Source organism: Flavobacterium sp. WV_118_3, assembly GCF_039778605.1.
Lineage (GTDB): Bacteria > Bacteroidota > Bacteroidia > Flavobacteriales > Flavobacteriaceae > Flavobacterium.
In genome coordinates this window covers 312,099-329,414 of sequence record NZ_CP156060.1, presented here as the reverse complement: position 1 = coordinate 329,414, position 17,316 = coordinate 312,099, and the positions used below count along the sequence as shown (strand labels likewise).

16 protein-coding genes are annotated in these 17,316 nt (G+C 40.5%); 4 read left to right on the top strand and 12 right to left on the bottom strand.

Translation table 11 applies throughout. From position 1 onward, the window contains the following. Window position 1: 1 nt before the first annotated feature. Both ABFU83_RS01480 and lptB read left to right on the top strand, forming a co-directional pair. Window positions 2-346, top strand: a complete 345-nt coding sequence (locus ABFU83_RS01480; protein ID WP_300486268.1) for a carboxymuconolactone decarboxylase family protein — start codon at window positions 2-4, stop codon at window positions 344-346. Between the two features lie 98 nt (window positions 347-444). Further along, window positions 445-1,185 carry an LPS export ABC transporter ATP-binding protein gene (gene lptB / locus ABFU83_RS01475; RefSeq protein WP_347068350.1) on the top strand — a complete coding sequence of 247 codons (741 nt, stop codon included), beginning with the start codon at window positions 445-447 and terminating at the stop codon, window positions 1,183-1,185. A gap of 31 nt (window positions 1,186-1,216) precedes the next feature. Here lptB and ABFU83_RS01470 read toward each other — a convergent pair whose 3' ends face one another. Both ABFU83_RS01470 and ABFU83_RS01465 read right to left on the bottom strand, forming a co-directional pair. Beyond that, the gene (locus tag ABFU83_RS01470; RefSeq protein ID WP_347068348.1) at window positions 1,217-2,095 is read right to left on the bottom strand and encodes a glycoside hydrolase family 25 protein; all 879 of its coding nucleotides are present in this window, start codon (window positions 2,093-2,095) and stop codon (window positions 1,217-1,219) included. A 5-nt stretch (window positions 2,096-2,100) separates the two neighbouring features. Beyond that, complete coding sequence (locus tag ABFU83_RS01465; RefSeq protein ID WP_347068346.1) at window positions 2,101-2,850, bottom strand: CDP-alcohol phosphatidyltransferase family protein; 750 nt, start codon at window positions 2,848-2,850, stop codon at window positions 2,101-2,103. 231 nt (window positions 2,851-3,081) lie between these two features. On the opposite strand from ABFU83_RS01465, the gene ABFU83_RS01460 reads away from it, so the two are divergent. Both ABFU83_RS01460 and ABFU83_RS01455 read left to right on the top strand, forming a co-directional pair. After that, on the top strand, window positions 3,082-4,068 hold the full coding sequence (locus tag ABFU83_RS01460) for a PorV/PorQ family protein (protein WP_347070190.1): 987 nt from the start codon (window positions 3,082-3,084) through the stop codon (window positions 4,066-4,068). Between the two features lie 18 nt (window positions 4,069-4,086). Further along, window positions 4,087-5,208, top strand: a complete 1,122-nt coding sequence (locus tag ABFU83_RS01455) for a DUF4105 domain-containing protein (protein WP_347068344.1) — start codon at window positions 4,087-4,089, stop codon at window positions 5,206-5,208. Here the strand turns inward: ABFU83_RS01455 and ABFU83_RS01450 are convergent, their stop codons facing one another. The 10 genes from ABFU83_RS01450 to ABFU83_RS01405 form a co-directional block, all read right to left on the bottom strand. After that, complete coding sequence (locus tag ABFU83_RS01450) at window positions 5,209-6,558, bottom strand: sugar transferase (RefSeq protein WP_347070189.1); 1,350 nt, start codon at window positions 6,556-6,558, stop codon at window positions 5,209-5,211. Window positions 6,559-6,713: 155 nt separating this feature from the next. Further along, complete coding sequence (locus ABFU83_RS01445) at window positions 6,714-7,730, bottom strand: glycosyltransferase family 4 protein (protein WP_347068342.1); 1,017 nt, start codon at window positions 7,728-7,730, stop codon at window positions 6,714-6,716. Further along, window positions 7,699-9,048, bottom strand: a complete 1,350-nt coding sequence (locus ABFU83_RS01440) for an O-antigen ligase family protein (RefSeq protein ID WP_347068340.1) — start codon at window positions 9,046-9,048, stop codon at window positions 7,699-7,701. The genes ABFU83_RS01445 and ABFU83_RS01440 overlap by 32 nt, the downstream gene beginning before the upstream one ends. Beyond that, the gene (locus tag ABFU83_RS01435) at window positions 9,038-10,111 is read right to left on the bottom strand and encodes a glycosyltransferase family 4 protein (protein WP_347068338.1); all 1,074 of its coding nucleotides are present in this window, start codon (window positions 10,109-10,111) and stop codon (window positions 9,038-9,040) included. Before ABFU83_RS01435 ends, ABFU83_RS01440 begins: the two co-directional genes overlap by 11 nt. After that, window positions 10,093-11,073, bottom strand: a complete 981-nt coding sequence (locus ABFU83_RS01430; protein WP_347068336.1) for a hypothetical protein — start codon at window positions 11,071-11,073, stop codon at window positions 10,093-10,095. The genes ABFU83_RS01435 and ABFU83_RS01430 overlap by 19 nt, the downstream gene beginning before the upstream one ends. Before the next feature lie 26 nt (window positions 11,074-11,099). Further along, a complete protein-coding gene (locus ABFU83_RS01425; RefSeq protein WP_347068335.1) occupies window positions 11,100-12,221 on the bottom strand; it encodes a glycosyltransferase in 1,122 nt (373 codons plus the stop codon). A gap of 19 nt (window positions 12,222-12,240) precedes the next feature. Further along, on the bottom strand, window positions 12,241-13,242 hold the full coding sequence (locus ABFU83_RS01420) for a glycosyltransferase (protein WP_347068333.1): 1,002 nt from the start codon (window positions 13,240-13,242) through the stop codon (window positions 12,241-12,243). Further along, window positions 13,239-14,777 (bottom strand): glycosyltransferase, encoded by a 1,539-nt coding sequence (locus tag ABFU83_RS01415; protein ID WP_347068331.1) that lies wholly within the window; start codon window positions 14,775-14,777, stop codon window positions 13,239-13,241. The genes ABFU83_RS01420 and ABFU83_RS01415 overlap by 4 nt, the downstream gene beginning before the upstream one ends. Further along, the gene (locus tag ABFU83_RS01410; protein ID WP_347068330.1) at window positions 14,774-15,925 is read right to left on the bottom strand and encodes a glycosyltransferase family 4 protein; all 1,152 of its coding nucleotides are present in this window, start codon (window positions 15,923-15,925) and stop codon (window positions 14,774-14,776) included. The genes ABFU83_RS01415 and ABFU83_RS01410 overlap by 4 nt, the downstream gene beginning before the upstream one ends. Beyond that, the gene (locus ABFU83_RS01405) at window positions 15,922-17,316 is read right to left on the bottom strand and encodes a UDP-glycosyltransferase (protein ID WP_347068329.1); all 1,395 of its coding nucleotides are present in this window, start codon (window positions 17,314-17,316) and stop codon (window positions 15,922-15,924) included. Before ABFU83_RS01405 ends, ABFU83_RS01410 begins: the two co-directional genes overlap by 4 nt.

The following is a 17,316-nucleotide window of genomic DNA, read 5'->3' as shown; positions in this document are numbered from 1 at the left end:
CATGGCCAATTTAGTACAGGAATTCAACGATTACCGTTCTAAAATGAACGAAAAGTTATTAAACGACAACAACAAGATCATCAAACGCATCTTCAACCTGGATACCAATGCCTATATGGAAGGTGCTTTGGATGTGAAAACAAAAGAATTATTGGGATTGGTAGCATCGGCCGTACTGCGTTGTGACGACTGTATCAAATACCATCTGGAGACGGCCTATAAAAACGGAATCACCCGTGAAGAAATGATGGAAGCGATGGGAATCGCTACTTTGGTTGGCGGAACGATTGTTATTCCGCATTTGCGACGCGCATACGAATTCTGGGAAGCTTTAGAAAATAATTAATTGTTAATTTATTCCGCATTTACGCCTTTATTTGTTTATTTGCAAGGCGTTTATAAGGCATAACACACGACCTTACGCAATTTTATACGACTATAAGAATGAAATTAAGAGCTGAAAACCTAATCAAAACCTACAAGAAAAGAAGCGTTGTAAAGGGCATTTCCGTAGAAGTGAACCAAGGAGAAATCGTAGGATTATTAGGTCCGAACGGTGCCGGAAAAACCACCTCCTTCTACATGATTGTAGGACTGGTAAAACCGAATAGCGGCAATATTTACCTGGACGACATGGACATTACCGACTTCCCGATGTACAAACGGGCACAAAACGGCATTGGTTATCTGGCGCAGGAAGCTTCCGTTTTCAGAAAGTTAAGTATCGAAGACAACATTATGAGCGTACTGCAACTGACTAAATTATCCAAAAAGGAACAGGAAGCCAAAATGGAATCACTAATCGATGAATTCAGCTTACAACACATTCGTACCAACCGTGGGGATTTACTTTCCGGAGGAGAACGACGTCGTACTGAAATCGCACGGGCGTTGGCCACCGATCCGAAATTTATTCTGTTGGACGAACCTTTTGCTGGTGTCGACCCGGTAGCGGTAGAAGACATTCAGCGTATTGTAGCGCAGCTAAAAAATAAAAACATCGGAATCCTGATTACCGATCACAACGTACAGGAAACCCTTGCCATTACCGACAAAACCTACCTGATGTTTGAAGGTGGGATTCTAAAAGCCGGTGTACCGGAAGAATTAGCCGAAGATGAAATGGTACGAAAAGTATACCTCGGACAAAACTTCGAATTACGTCGTAAGAAATTAGAATTTTAAATAAAAATAAAGGGGTGTCATTTGATACCCCTTATTTTTTTATCGTAATAGCCCGAAGATCTTCGCCGTTTCCATTAAAAACATTGATATCCACCAAACCTTTTACACCGTCGACTTCGGCTTGTTCGGTAAACTGCCACAACAGCCATTCGTCTTTTATATTTTCGACAAAAAAGTTATAATTGGCAATCCAGAATTGATAGCCTTTAAACTCGTCTTTTAAAAAATCTTTATAATAGCTTTCGCCGGAATAGATAATCGGTTTTACTTTATAATGGCGTTCCACCCGTTTTAACCAACGTTTTAAACCTACTTTCAGGCTATCCATCGATTGCCCATCCGGAAGTTTTTCAATATCCAAGACCGGAGGAAAATCGCCTTTTTGCAGTTTTACCGTTTTGATAAACAACTCCGCTTGTTCCAGTGAGTTTTCATTGGGTCGGTAATAGTGGTATGCACCGCGGACAAAATGATGCTTTTTAGCTGCTGCCCAGTTTTCTTCAAACCGACCGTCGACATAGTTATTTCCGGCCGTGGAACGAATAAAGACAAAACTAAGCGGAAACTCTCCTTCCATTTTATCGATCGCGCCCCAATCGATTTTATCCTGATATTCGGACACATCAAAACCGACCAGTTTCGTATCATGCCGACTAAGGATTTCAAAAATACGGACATCGGCTATTTTACGTTCCTCGGCACTTAACTTTCCGGCTACTTTATCGGTTTTAAACCCCAGATAATACAGAAAACCATTGCGATACTGGTAAACCGTCGCAACCAAAGTAATTGCCAGCGCTATCGCCGCAACATATAAAATGATTTTCCCGGTTGAAAAGCGCTTTTTGGATTTTGCTTTTGAACTCCGGGAAGCAGTTGGTCTTTTTCGAGGAGTAGTACGCTTTTTCATGGGGTTTAAGCGGCTTTGACTCCTTGGTTTCGTTTATTGATGATTACCGAAAGTAACACATAAAACAAAATGATCATCGGAATTCCCAAATACTGGAAGAAGATCAGGAACAAGGCCGAAACGATCATAAACAGTATTTGTGTTTTATTATTCTCCCAACTAAAGTATTTCACTTTTAATGAAAACAAAGGAATTTCAGCATTTAAAATATAAGCACTAAACAAGCTGATTCCTACTAAAACATATGGATTACTCAACAAGTTGGAAAGCGCTTCAAACTGATTATCGAATAAAATCATCGGGATACTCATGATCAATAAGGCATTGGCAGGTGTTGGCAATCCGATAAATGAATCGGTCTGACGCGTATCGATATTAAACTTCGCCAATCGGTAGCACGATCCTAACGTGATTAAAAACCCAAGGTAGGGTACAATCCCCATATAGAAGGTTTCCGGTGTCAGGTTATAATCCGGTTGATTTTCCTGAATATCGGCCAGCATTTTATACATCACCACACCCGGAACGACACCACTGGTCACCATATCGGCCAAAGAATCCAATTGCACGCCAAGCGGACTTTGCACTTTTAGCAACCGGGCAAAAAAGCCATCCCAAAAATCAAAAAATATACCCACACAAACACAGGAAAAGGCTTCGTTATAATTTCCGTTAAAAGCATGAATCAAAGCAAAGATTCCGGCAGAAAGATTTAAAAGCGTAATAACATTAGGAATGTGTTTCTTTACAGACATATAGATTTCGTTTTTTAGGAGGTCTTGAAACTCTCGTCACAAGAGACCAAATTACAAATTTTATGACAAAGGTAATACAATAAGTTAATACAAAATAGAGTTTAGTATTTGAGATTTTTATTTCATATTTGTATAAAATAAACGGCTTTGAAAAAAACCTTATTACTATTATTTCTTTTATTTCAGTTTCTTTCTTACAGTCAGTCCATTAGAAAGTATTCCAACGAATTTATGAATATTGGTGTGGATGCTGCTGCTTTGGGTATGGCCAATGCGGTTGTAGCCCATAGTGCCGATGTCAATTCCGGATATTGGAATCCCGCCGGACTACTAAAAGTAGAAGGAAAACAGATTGGTTTGATGCACGCCAGTTATTTTGCCAACATCGCCCAATATGACTATGCCGGTTTTGCGATGAAAATTGACGATCGCAGCGCTTTGGGCGTATCCCTGATTCGTTTTGGGGTTGACGACATCCTGAATACCACCCAATTAATCGACAGTCAGGGGAATATTGATTACAACCGGATCAGCTTGTTTTCGGCGGCCGATTACGGTTTAACTTTTTCCTATGCCCGTGCTTTGCCGTTAGACGGATTTAATTATGGTGTAAATGCTAAGATTATCCGTCGTATTATCGGAGATTTTGCCAGTTCGTGGGGATTTGGTTTTGATCTGGGAATCCAATACGAAAAAAACGATTGGAAAGTGGGTTTGATGGTTCGCGATATTACTACTACATATAACGTATGGACCATCGACGAAGATGCCTACAACAAAATAAAGGATGCCGTACCGGGCGAGAATCAGGAGGCTCCGGAAACCACTGAGATTACCCTTCCGAAAGTACAACTTGGTCTTTCCAAAAAATTTATCATCCGCTACGATTACAGCATTCTGGCAGCCACGCAACTTAACATGCGCTTTGCCCGGACCAACGATATTATTTCGACCAATGCAGTAAGTATCGATCCGGCAGCCGGTTTTGAATTTGGTTATACCGATCTGGTTTTTTTACGCGCCGGTGTGGGTAATTTCCAGAATGTAAAACAAATAGACAATTCCGAAAAGCTGAATTTCCAGCCGAATCTTGGCCTTGGTTTTAAATACAAAGGCATTCAGGTTGATTATGCATTAACCGACATTGGCGATCAGAGTGTGGCTTTGTATTCCAATATTTTTTCCTTAAAAGTTGATTTAGGCATTTTCAGCAGATAACTTAACACCGTCAAAACCATGCGTTCCTTTACTCTTTCGATTCTGACTTTATTTTTACTGTTCACGACTACTAGCTCCGCACAAACCAATTTATTAGTATCCGAACAAACAGAAGTCAGCTTGTTAACCTGTGGTTCCGGAAATCAGTTGCATTCCCTTTTCGGGCATACGGCACTACGGATTCACAACATACAAAATGGAGTGGATGTGGTTTTTAATTATGGCGCCTTCGATTTTAGCACACCTAATTTTTATATGAAGTTTGTAAAAGGCGATATGCAATACTTTGTCGCCACTGGTTCGTATGACGAATTTATTCAGAACTACCAATATGAAAATCGTACGGTTTACGAGCAAAAACTAAATTTAACACCGGAACAGAAACAACAGTTGATCAATGATTTGGTAGCCGTACTTTCATCCGATCAGAAATTTTATACTTATAAATTTATCGACCGTAACTGTACCACTATGGTAGCCGAACGGATCAACAGCCTTCTAAAAACAGCTATCAGCACCGACATTCCGGATACCCAAAAAGACTACCGTACGACATTAAATTCCTATCTGGCGAATAGTTTTTATGAAAAACTGGGAATCAATCTTATTTTTGGTGCTAAAGTCGACAAACAGTCGGATAAACTATTCTTACCTTTGGAATTGATGGAAGGCGTTTCCAAAACCAAATCGGGTGCGATACCTTTGGCTTCTGAAACCGTTACCGTATACCAGCAACAACCAACGGATACTTCCGGTTCACTTTGGAATAACAGCTATACCTTTATAGCGGCTTTGGCGTTATTTGTGGCGTTTGCTCATAAAAAGCCCGTTGCGATTGGCTACTTGGCAATTATGGGGTTAATGGGCTTGTTTTTCGCATTGGTTGGCTCTTATTCCTTCCACGAAGAAGTTTCGGCCAACTACAACACTTTGGTGATCAGCCCAATATTCCTGATCTCTTTATTCTTTTTAATTGCTAAAAACAAAAAGGGATTCCGAATCAGTGCCTATGCTTGTTTTGTTTCGATGCTAGTATTTATCGGTTATGCTTTTAACAAAGACCATTTCCTGTTAATGCTTCCGATTATCCTGGCAAACACTGCGCTATTAGTCCGCTTGCTTCGGAAAGAAAAGCTATAATTATTGTCCTCTGTAAAATAAAACGGTACTCAGCGTTTTAATGATAATATTCACATCGAGAAAAACACTTCGATGTTTAATATAGTATAAGTCGTATTGCAGTTTTACCATACTGTCTTCGATACTTTCCCCATAGGAATAATTCACCTGAGCCCAACCGGTAAGCCCCGGTTTTATAATATGTCGGATCTGATAAAACGGCATTTTTTGAGAAATTGCATCGACAAAAAAAGGACGTTCCGGACGTGGGCCAATCACGGCCATATCACCTTTTAACACATTAATAAACTGTGGAAATTCATCGATACGGGAGCGCCGCAGGAATTTCCCGAAAGGCGTTATCCGAACATCATTCGCTTTTGCAAAAACAGCACCATGCTGTTCGGCGTTGGTTATCATAGAACGGAATTTATAAATCCGAAACGGAATGCCGTTTTTTCCAACCCTTTCCTGTGTATAAAACAATGGCCCTTTATTACTAATTGCATTTCCGATACAAACAACCGGCAGTAACAGACAACCAAATAACAGCCCCAAAACAGAAAACAGAATTTCAAAACCACGCATTACAATCAGATACAAACGATTGTGATTACTACGGCTAAAGGGAAACAACCTGTAAAAATCCTTTTCGGCATATAATATTGGTAACCGTTGCGTAGCGTGTTCGTACACCTGCATATATTCCCGTATCACCACCCCTTTTTCGAGCAGATTCAGTAACTGTTGGTATACATCGGGAGCGATCGGTTTCGTCCCTTTTAGAGCAATAACCACCTCGGCAACCGAATGTTTTTTCACAAAAAACTCCAATTCAGCAAAATCGATTTCCTGGAAACCGTCGGTATTTTCATTTTCAACAACCTGACTTTCAGAAGAAACAAATCCGGCAATTTCATAATGTGGATCGGCTTTCCCCAATTCCAGTGCCAATTGCGCAATGGTATCGCGACTGCACACAAAAACCACTCTTTTCACAAAACGATGGGAGGCCAGAAAATGCAGGTAAAAAAACCGCCAGGCAAACAGGCTCAGCAATATTGCAAAAAAGAAGTAAATGATCTGCAAACGGTTAGATGGTAATATCGGCGTAAAAACAGGAGTCAGCAAATAGCAAAACACCGTCATACAAGCCGTTAATATGGTACTTTTAACAATTTGAAACTGATTACTGGCCACCTGTAGGTTATACATTTCGAAAATGGTTCCGAACAGGTTAATGTAAAGCCCCAGAAAAAGTATGGAACCGAGCGATGATTCTTTAAATGAAAAATAATGAAATTTAAACGTAACCGTCAAAAAATATAAGGCAGCAAAAACAGCGAAAACATCTATTAAACGCAAAAGCACTTTCCTTTCAGAAATTTCAAAATGTATTTTTTTGCTGCTCATGTGGGGGAAATGTATTTCTACAAAAAAACAAGCTTTTATATAATTAAAATAGCTTACAGTTGTTTTTTTTAGAATTAATCTTTATTTAATAGAACAAACATACAATAATATTACTAATACTCAAACAATCGCTTCCATTGCTTTTTGATTTCTTTCCAGTCAAAACTTTCGACTTTACGGTACGCTTTTTCGATTTGTTTTTGAGCTATATCCGGATTTTCGATTAACTTCTGAATAGCGTTAACCATCGCATCAATATCTCCATCGGCGACCAGTTGCGCCTCACCATCTTTATCCAACAAAAACGGAATTCCACCAACGTTTGTAGCCACTATCGGTAATCCCAAAGCCATCGCTTCCATTACGCTAACCGGCATATTGTCGAAATGAGACGTTGCTAAAAAAATGTCATAATCAGCAGCCAGGTTTGTCCATTCGGCTTTTGATAATCTCCCGGTAAACGCAACAGCGACACCTTTAAGATCGGCATAGGCTTTTACCGCATCCAGACTTCCGTCTTTGTCCGGGCCAACCATACATAAAGTCGTTTCCGGGTATCTTTTTTGCAGTTTTTCGGTTACAGCAATGGCCATTTTTGGATTATAAATTTCCGATAATGCCCTAACCCAAAACAAACGAGGTCGTATAATTGTTCTTTTTTTAAAGGTATACTGCTCCAAATCAAGCAGATTTGGAATCTGTAGTAAACCAGGCACATTCTTTTGTCGGAACTGTTCGATCAGATAGGCCGACGGTGCAACGTTTTTATAGGCATGATCAAAAATCATCCGGCATAATCTCGGGTTTTGCTGCAAGCGTTTCGGCAAATCGCCACCATGCAGATAGGGAATGTATTGTAAGCGAACTATTCTGCAAACCTGACTCACGATAAAGGCATACCAGAAATTGAAAGTACTGTAGGTATCTATGATCACAAAATCGGCCGAGCGCGCATTTTTCAGGACCGTTAGTACCATATCGACTATTCGCAGTATTTTATTTTTTTGGGACGAAGCCGTGACCATGTGATACCCCTCTTTGGCAAATAAAACCGAAAGCGTATCAATAGTTGTAGGATTCTGACCATGAACGGCCAGTTTATTCCCAATGTAAAGGATCTTTTTCGTCATCGGGGTATACTTTTAATAAGGTTAAGGCATAAATAAAAGCCGGTGCCGCGAGTCGCATGGCCGCGTGGTTAATCGTGAACAGCCAAAAAGCTAAAAAACAAAACAAAAAGATATGATTCCGGTTTCCCAGACTCAGCAGCAATGGCACAATAAAAAGGATTAACAGGTTGATCACTCCGAGTATTCCGTGTTCTGCCAGCATTCGTGTAATTTCATTATGTGTTGCCAAATCAATTCCGGTTAACTCCTGTCGGTATTCTTTATTTTTTCCAACACCAATTCCCAAAAACGGATGATCGACAAACATTTGGATTTCCGTTTTAATCAATTCTTCCCTACCCGATAATTTACTTTCTTTTTCTCTTCCCAAAGCATCCTGGTTAGCGTACCGTTTATCAATTAATCCGCTTGTTTGATAGGAACTGTAAATCCAGACACTAAGACTCGCCAATATGGTAAAAATAAACACCACTAACATCTTACTTCGCCCTTCTTTGTTCAGTTTAAGATACGCCATGATCACCAATAACAGGATCATGATACATCCGGTTATCATCCCTCCACGGGAAAAGGTAATAATTCCACGATAGGCCGTCATTAATGTCAGCGCAATATTGATCAATTGTAATCTTCGCGTTGGCGAATTCAATAAAAACTGACTAAAAAAGACAAAGGTTCCAAAGCCTAACATGGTTGATACCTGATTGGGACCGAAACCACCGGATGTTTCAAAATTGGATTGTGTTCCGGTTACCACATCCCGTACACTGGGCGTATACAAGAACAGATAGGTCACTACGGTAACTATGGGCATTGCAAAAGTCGTTAACAGGTTCCGCAATTCCCTTATGGTTATTTTTCTGTCAAAACAATATATAGCCGCCATTCCAAGACAAACCGGTCCGGATATATTAAATGCGATAGCTTTACGCATATTGGTTTCATACGACAGGGTGGCTGTAGAAACGATGATACCCGGAACCAAAAAAACGAGGAATATCCAGTAGGGCCATGCATTCCGGGAGAAACCGGTATAAAACATCCCGATAAGCAGGAATATCATCACCGTATACTTTCCGAATTCGTTAAAAATCATACCGTTTGTCATTCGCAGAAACACCTCGATTCCCACGACATAGGCCGACAAATACAGGGCTTCGTTATTTTTATTTCTGGTTTTAAGTAAGATTATCAAACCGGAAACAAACGTCAGCATGGTTAGTAATACCGATAAAAGCGGCACTACATAAATAACACCACCTATCACAATATGCAATAGTAATAAAGCGATATAAGTCGTTTGTTTTTTAGTTCCCATTACTGATAAAATTCAGATAATCCTGTACTACGGATTCTTTTATATAATGCTGTTTGATATCCTTTTGCAGTGCCGTTCCGATTTCTGTACGCTTTACCGGATCTGCAATCAGTTGCAGCAACGCTTCGGTAAAGGATCCGGCTTCGCCTTCCGGTATTAAAATGCCGTTTGCTCCGTTAATTACCGTTGGAATTTCTCCTACAGCTGTTGCGACCACCGGCAAACCAAAATAGCCATATTCCAGTAACGAAACCGGTAGTCCTTCGGAAATGGAGGTTAGTATTCCAATTTCCGCCTGTTGGATTACCACATCCACTTCTGCTACACTCCCGTATAGGAAAACCGTATGTTGCAATTCAGAAGCATGAATCTGCTTCTGCAATTGCTCCGAATAAGCATCTTTAAAATCTTTACCAACCAGATGGAATGTCCAATCGGGATGGCTATTTTTTATATTTTTAGCCACCTCTAAAAGCAGCAAATGATTTTTTTGCGGTCTTAAATTCGCCAGACATAGAATTCGTTTTCCTTCCGTTCCTTTTAGCGCTATTCCGGATTCGTTATGTACTACGGATACAAAATTAGGAAGGTATTTTACCTTTTTACAATGCAATTCCTTTTGTGACCAGTTTTTTAGTTTTTCGTTGACAGCGATGATTCGGTAAAAAAAGAACGATGCCCATTGCAACAACCTTTTATTTTTTCGTTCCGACACAAAATCGCTATACCCATAATGATCGTGCCAAACAATTTTTAAAGAAGGACAGATCATTTTAAGCAACACCGCAAAGAAAAAAGAACTACTATGGGCATGTGCTATTGAAACATCATGCTCTTTAAGAAATGCCCGGGTTCGCCACAAAGCTTTAAAATCTAAAACAGATGTTCGATTGGCAAACAAATAAGGTACACCTGACGCAATTTCCTTTTGTAAAACCCCTTCTTTCCGGGTTGCGATGAGTCCCGAATACGGGATTTCCGCTGATAAAGCATTGGCATAACTTACTGCCATTTTTTCGGCACCTCCTGTTTCGAGGCTGTCAATTAATTGAACAATCCGCATTGTTGGTAAATCCAGTTTTTAAAATCGATATAATTCCATTTTAACGGCCCTGTAATATTCAATTTTCGTTCGTTTGTTTTTAAACGATTACCATCGTAAACATAATAGTATTTTCCATCGATCAGCTGTACATCGATCTGATGCATTCCGGCATTAAATTCTTTGACAGTTTCACTTTTTTTAAGGAAAAACGGATATTCTCTTTGGGTCGTATAGGTTCCGTTGTCAAAATTAAAACGGTATAAGGACAGCCCAAAGCCATAACCTTCGGTTGAATTTTGCACCGGCAGCCACAACCCATTTTTATCGGCAAAAAAACGGCCTCCGGCTCTTGCTTCGGTTCCCATAAGTGCGATTTCCTTTTTGTGTGCTTTCCATTTTCCAAAGAGAGAGTCCGCTTCAAACAAATACATATTCAGATAATCATCTGACGCCACTAACACATTAAGACTATCCGACAGATAAATCGACGGGTCCTTTAGCGCTCTGTTTTTAATCAGCGTATCGCACACTTTCCAGCCGTACGGAAATCGTGTTGCTTTATACAACAATACATGCCCGGCTTTTTTGGTTTCCGGCAACATGTAAAACTCATTTTTATATTTAAAAACCTGAGGATATGACAGATGAAACTTCTCCGTTAGTACCACTCCTTTGTAATTGTAATTTACCCCATCGGTTGATGTTAATAGTGCAATATCAGCGTTGGGTTTTCTTTTTTTATGTTCTACAAAAAGATAAAAGATCCCTTTTTCCTTTACAAAAAAAGGATCGGCCAGGAACATTGTACTGTCTTCTTGTTTTTTTAGCTCTTCAAAAGTGTACAATTCATTTTTTTCGAGCGGAATTTTATGTGGAAATACGGTTGACTCTCCAAATCCAACAGACCACGGACCACCTTCCGGTTGCATAAAAGGTGTTCTGTTATTAATTACCAGCAATAGCAGTACTATGCTTATCATCCCGGATATAACGATTTTTTTGAGCATCACTGTTTTTTTATCATTTTTTCTATTTCCCTTTCAAAATAGTCCAGTGTAAACTGTCGGGACCATTCCATTCCTTGTCTGGCTTTTTCCCGGTAATCGGAATGGTTATTGATACATTGTTCTACGAAAGCCCTGTCTTCTGGGATGGATAACGACAACAAGACACCTCTTTTTCCGTTATCCAACATTGACGGCACACAGGAAACTTTTGTTGCAAGAGGTACACATCCCCAAAACATAGCTTCGGCAACCACCTTAGGCCAGCCTTCACTTTGCGAAGGTAATATTAAAAAATGACTCTTCCGGTAGGCATCTTCAACGATTTCCGCTTCCCGGTTTCCGTGTAATACAATATATTGTTGCAGTCTGTTTTCCCGAATATAATTTTCAAGATTTTCCCGTTCCGTTCCTTCGCCAAACAATTCCAGACGAACATCATAGCCCGACTGCAGCAACGCTTCGGTCAGCTGTACAGCATACAAAGGTCGTTTTCCTTTGGACAAAGTTCCTACAAAAAGTACGTTTATAGTGGTATCGGGTGTTCGCAACAGCACTTCTTTTTTATCACTATCGTGGTAGGTCGCCGTAAAAAAAGGAACAATATTCGAGCTGGCATTTTCCCATTCACCATATACCAATACCTTCATATTTCGGGTCAGCCAGGTATTGCTTAAAATCCACTTTTGCAAGCGATAACTCCAGGGTTGTTTGCTTTTGGCATCCCAATTTCCGGCATACTTTGCCGTTTTATTTTTCTTCGGAAACAAGATTTGCACCCAACAGGCAACCAGTCCCATATTTCCGGGACAACGCAAATGAATATGATCCGCCTCCCGCATAGCCTTGTAAATCTCACGGACAATTCGCGGCAAGTGTATTATTGTTTTACATCTTTCCTTCACAGACAAAAGCGAAAAAGCCGGAACCACCCGAAAGTCGATTTCCGAGTGTTGACAGGGCAAATCGATAGCCGAAATGGCCCCCTCCTGAACCGGAGCGACCAGTAACACCGTATCGACATATTGAAACCACAGGTTCATTTCCTTTACATAAGGGCCATAAGCATAATACCGGTTTTCCCGGATAATATGCGGCACATGTGTAATAAGAGCTATTTTCATCTTTTAAAATTTTCCGGAATTACACCTTTACCTTTGGTTGATTAAACAACAGACTGATCCATCCGGAGAAACGCCCCAACGACTCGGTAAAAGCTGCTTTTTTGTTGGACGTTGTAAAGATATTACTAATTCGGATCAAAAGTAGCAGGCAGATAATTGCATGCCATTTTAAGGTAGCCTTCCAATCCGTATTGGGATAGGCAACTTTCCAGACATACCACCCGTTGCGAACCACCATTCGGCCATAGTGATACTGATTCGGCCGCCCGGAAGCATCGTGATGATGTTCCAGTCGGGCGTTGGTATTGACATATAATTTTTCTATTTTCGAAACCCGAAGACAGAAATCGGCATCTTCATACAAACCATAGCCCTCGAAATAGTCCGAAAAACGGAAGTTTTGAAAAATTTCTTTTTTAAAAGACGAAACACCCCCCATGAGTTGTTCCACAGGATACGTTTTTCCGGAAGGCGGTAAAAAACTAACACTTCGTCCGTGTGAAAACGTCGGCAAAAACCCGGGTGGTCTATCGGCATCCAGTCCCAGCTTTTTTCGCAACACAAAACGACTACCGTCTTTACGTACCCATCCGTCGTATTCGAATTCATTTTTCGAAATCGTATAGCCCGGTGCGATCGGTTTCCATTTTACCTCGTTGGTAATATAACCTCCCACGCCTTTGGCATCGGGATATAACGTATACGTTTTAAGCAATGCTTCAAAATAGTCTTTTTCCAGAATGGTATCATCGTCTAAAAAACAGATGATATCACAATCCGCCGGAACAAGATTGATCCCAACATTGCGTTGTTTGGTAAGCCCTCTGTTTTCCGGCGTAACTTTATGGTATTTTAAATTTTGAAAGGGATTTTCCTGTAAAATGATTTTTGTTTCATTGTCTGGCGAACCATCGACAATAAGAATCGCATCCGGATAACAGGTTTGCACCGCCACCGATTGCAACAATCGCAATACCGATTGCGCTCTTTTATAAGTACAGATGATCAATGCGTTTTTCATGATCGTTCTTTTAAAACATTTGCCCAATAGGTACTTCGGTTCCAGGCTTTACGGAACTTTTTATAATAGCGTATCGGATTTTTGTCCGATTGAATTGTATAAAACTTGATACAAAGTGTGGTCTTGTATCCTAATAGTTGTTGTTTGGTATAATGTAGCAGTCGGAACAGCATCACTGTAGGCGATGGTTTGGGTTGTACCTCATCGTTTTGCCATTCCAAAACGGGACGGGTTCTAAAACCTCCAACAGGTGCTTTCAGATGTAGTATTTCAGGTTGTGGTAAATATAAGATATCATATCCCTTATTGCGGAGTTGCATTCCAAAATCGGTATCTTCTCCAAAACCGTTTTCAAACCGCATGTCAAATTTAAGTCCTTGCAAGGCATCGCGATGTACAATACTACAACCTGAGCCAAAATTTTCCCACTGCAGGCGGTTGGTATATTTCGGGATATCGTCTTTTTGCAGACAACTTAGCGTAAAGGCCTTTCCTCCAGTTTTGTCAATTTCGCGGCTTGCTTGTTCTAAAAAATCCGACTGAAACCGAATATCGTCATCCGCCAGAAATACCCATTCACTTTGTACCAACGACAAAGCTATATTCCGCGCATTACAAGCTCCGGTTTGATGTATAAAACGGTGTATGATTTCAAAAGGCCATGATTCCTTTGTTAGATAATCCAATTCGCTACTACTATCTGCCACCGGATTTTGTTCTATCAGGATTACTCGTTTCGGTTTTAATGTCTGAGCCGACAAGTCCCGTAAGACATCATATAAAAACATTTTTCGACCGATGGTCGGAATGATAACGTCAAACGCAAAAGGTTTTATATCGGTTATTGGTTCAGTGCTATTGTTGAGTGCTACACCGGAGAGTATTCTTCGTTTATACAATAAAGCTGACATCAAAGGAAATAGCGTTACTTTTCGTTCGTACAAGAACAGATTTAACAACAACATCAAAATCCAACGACTGCGATACTGTTGTTTTACAAATTGGAACAATAATTGATTCGATGCTTTCGGTCCGGTTTTAATTTTGGGATCCAATTGCTTTCGAAGTAGTGATGGTTCCGAGCAACATTCTAATCCGGTAACCATTCCACATTTCGCCAGAGAACATAAAAAATAGGCAAAATTCCGGTCGGCTTTTATGCCTTTTAATGCGTTTAAAGTTTCGGCATATATTCCGCCTACCGTGACATGCATTTGCCAGGTTGGGAATGTTACGTTTCGATTGGGATTGGCAAACAAACTCTCGTCTACATAACCAATAGCATCCGGTATAAAATTTCCGATTCCATAGGATAGCATTCTTTTTTTATGCGAAAATAGTTTCGCTATTTTTTCCAAATGAAGCTCCTCACGATAATTCGTATCGCACCAAAGTAACAACCGATCCGGATTGTTCGTTGCCAGGCGTAGCAAACTACGGGCTATATTCCCGGAATCCGGAACCGCGATTGCCGAACCATTTTCGAGGTCCAAAACAGTCGCGACGGTATTTTGATGATGGTACACTACAATCATGTTCCGATTATCTTTTTGTAAAAGGCTATATTCTGTTCAACCGTTTTCGCGATATTAAATTTCTCGTGCGTTCTTGCTTCGGCTTTTTTCTCCATATTTTCCCGTAATTCCGAATCGTTTAACAAACGCACAATACGGTCGGCATAGGCTTTATGATCCGTTGGATGTACCAGAAAACCGCTTTCTCCGTCCACAATCAGTTCGTTAGCCCAACCGATATTACTATTCACAACCGGCTTTCGCATGGCCATCGATTCGATTGTTACCATTCCCAGGGTTTCCGCAAAAGTAGGAAAAACACAAACCTGCGCTTTTTCGATATACGTCCGTACTTTTTCATACGGTATTTTCCCTTTGTATTCTATTTTATCTTTTAGCGAATCATCAAGACCATCTGACAGTAATTCCCAGGTAGACGATGCTCCGGTTGTAATATCGGACGAATCATTCCCGATGAGAATTAAACGCGCTTCCGGATTTTGTTCCATCACGTGTTTCATGATTCCGGGTAATTCCAGTACACCTTTCTTCCGGATAATCGTCCCGATATAAAGCAATAGTCCGTTTTCTTCCTGATGCGTTCCATTATCGCGGAATTGCTCCAGATTTAATCCATAATGAATCGTTACAATTTCTTTATCCCGGATATTAAAAATATCTTTTGTTAGCGCACCGGCAAAGGTTGTCGGAGCAATATAGGCTTTTGCCTTTTGGATACCCCATTTTTCAAAATAGAAATTTTTCCGTTTCTGCGGTCTGTTTTCCAGGTGACAGAAATAGGCATCGCTACCATGAAAACGGATGATCAACGGTACTTTTAATGTCATAAAAGCCGTTATGCCTGTCCAATCCGGCGCTTCGACCAGTGTAATTTTTTCGGAAACAATCAGATCATTCAGATAGGATTCCAGGTATTTCCGATAAAAATACCAGGTTGCCCATTTGTATTTTCGTTTTTTGACCGAATAAATCGTGACACCGTTTTCTTCAAAGACACAATCTTCCGTTTGTCCGTAAACCACTACCGATACCGTCACCCCTTTTTGCACTAATGCTACGGCCAGATTTTTAATACTGGTTCCGATGCCGGCACTGTTCAGTACCTTTTCGTGCGGGTATTCCGGTGTTAAAAAAGCAATGTGCATCATGACAACAGGGTATTAATCGCGTTCCATATATTTTTTGAAGCCATTTCGGGCGGAATCGCATTGATAATCCGGAACCACGCTTCGGCTTTTGTCGTATCGCTGTTTCCGTGAACGACCACTTCCCGAATCGCAGCGTCGATCGTATTTTTATCGTTCAACCAGATCACCGCTGTCGGATCGGGCATCGAACGGAAATGCAAATAGTTGTAAATCTTTTTCACCGACCAGTCGGCTATTTTTTTATTTTCAACATCATAATTGATATAGGCGCACGGTTTGTGATGTGCGGCATAATCAAAAACCATCGACGATCCCAGGTTGATCACCATTTCAGTATGAGCAATTGTATTCATTTGCAAATCCAAATCATCCGGAGTAGGTAGAATCGTATTCCACATCCCTCCTTTTTTTTCCCATTTGGGATTTACCGGTACGATAAGGTGTTTGTATTTTTGTAGTACCGAATCGAAACGATCCGAAAAATCCACCGGACATCTACGGAACAAAATTCCCAATGCTTGCCCTTCCCGATTGAGTGTTTCGATAGCCTCCGCTACATTTTCCAGGTAATCCGGATCATCGGGACAGGTGGTGATATCGTCTCCGGAATAACAGATATATTTTTTATCCGGATCCAATCCATTGGCTTGAAAAAAGGCTTCTCTCGAAAGCAATCGTTCTTTTTCAAAATGCGATTCGAATTGCGGTGTTCCCGTTACAAAAACGGATTCTGCTTTAATATACGGATAAAACTTTAAAAGTTCCGCTTTCATAAAATCGCTCCAGACAAAATAATAGTCGGTTTCGACCACCATTGTAGCTTTGGGCAGGTTATCCCATGAAAAAATAAACGTTACCGTGGGAATTCCCAGTTCCTGCGCGGCCAAAAGTGGCGCAATAGCGGTCATTGGTCGTTGATTGGTACAGAATACCATCGCCGGTTTTTCCGTTTCCAACACTTTTTTACACTCCCGGAAATAGGCCGTTTGTTTTTCGAGTTCGCGGATATTTCGTCGGATTTTAAAGATTCCGCTATCGGATGTATAGCGCCAAGCCAACCATTGGGTCGCCATACTTTTAAGTGCTGTTTTTATATTTCTATACGAATACGGAAACCGATAGGTATCGTAAACCGCATCATTAAATTGTCTTTTATTCCGGTTTAATTCAATTTGTTTCCGGGCATTTTTATAGACTTCGGTACGTTTGTTACTTTTCGCTTCGCGGATTACAATTTCCTGAAACCCTAAATCGGTTAGCTGAAAAGGGGTGTTATTCCAGAAAACCACATCGTAGCCTTGTTCGACTCCCAATTCGTGGAAACGGGAATACGCAAAATTGCGAAGCCCAATTCCGTCCGGAAGCAAAATAAAAATCTTGTTTTTTGACAT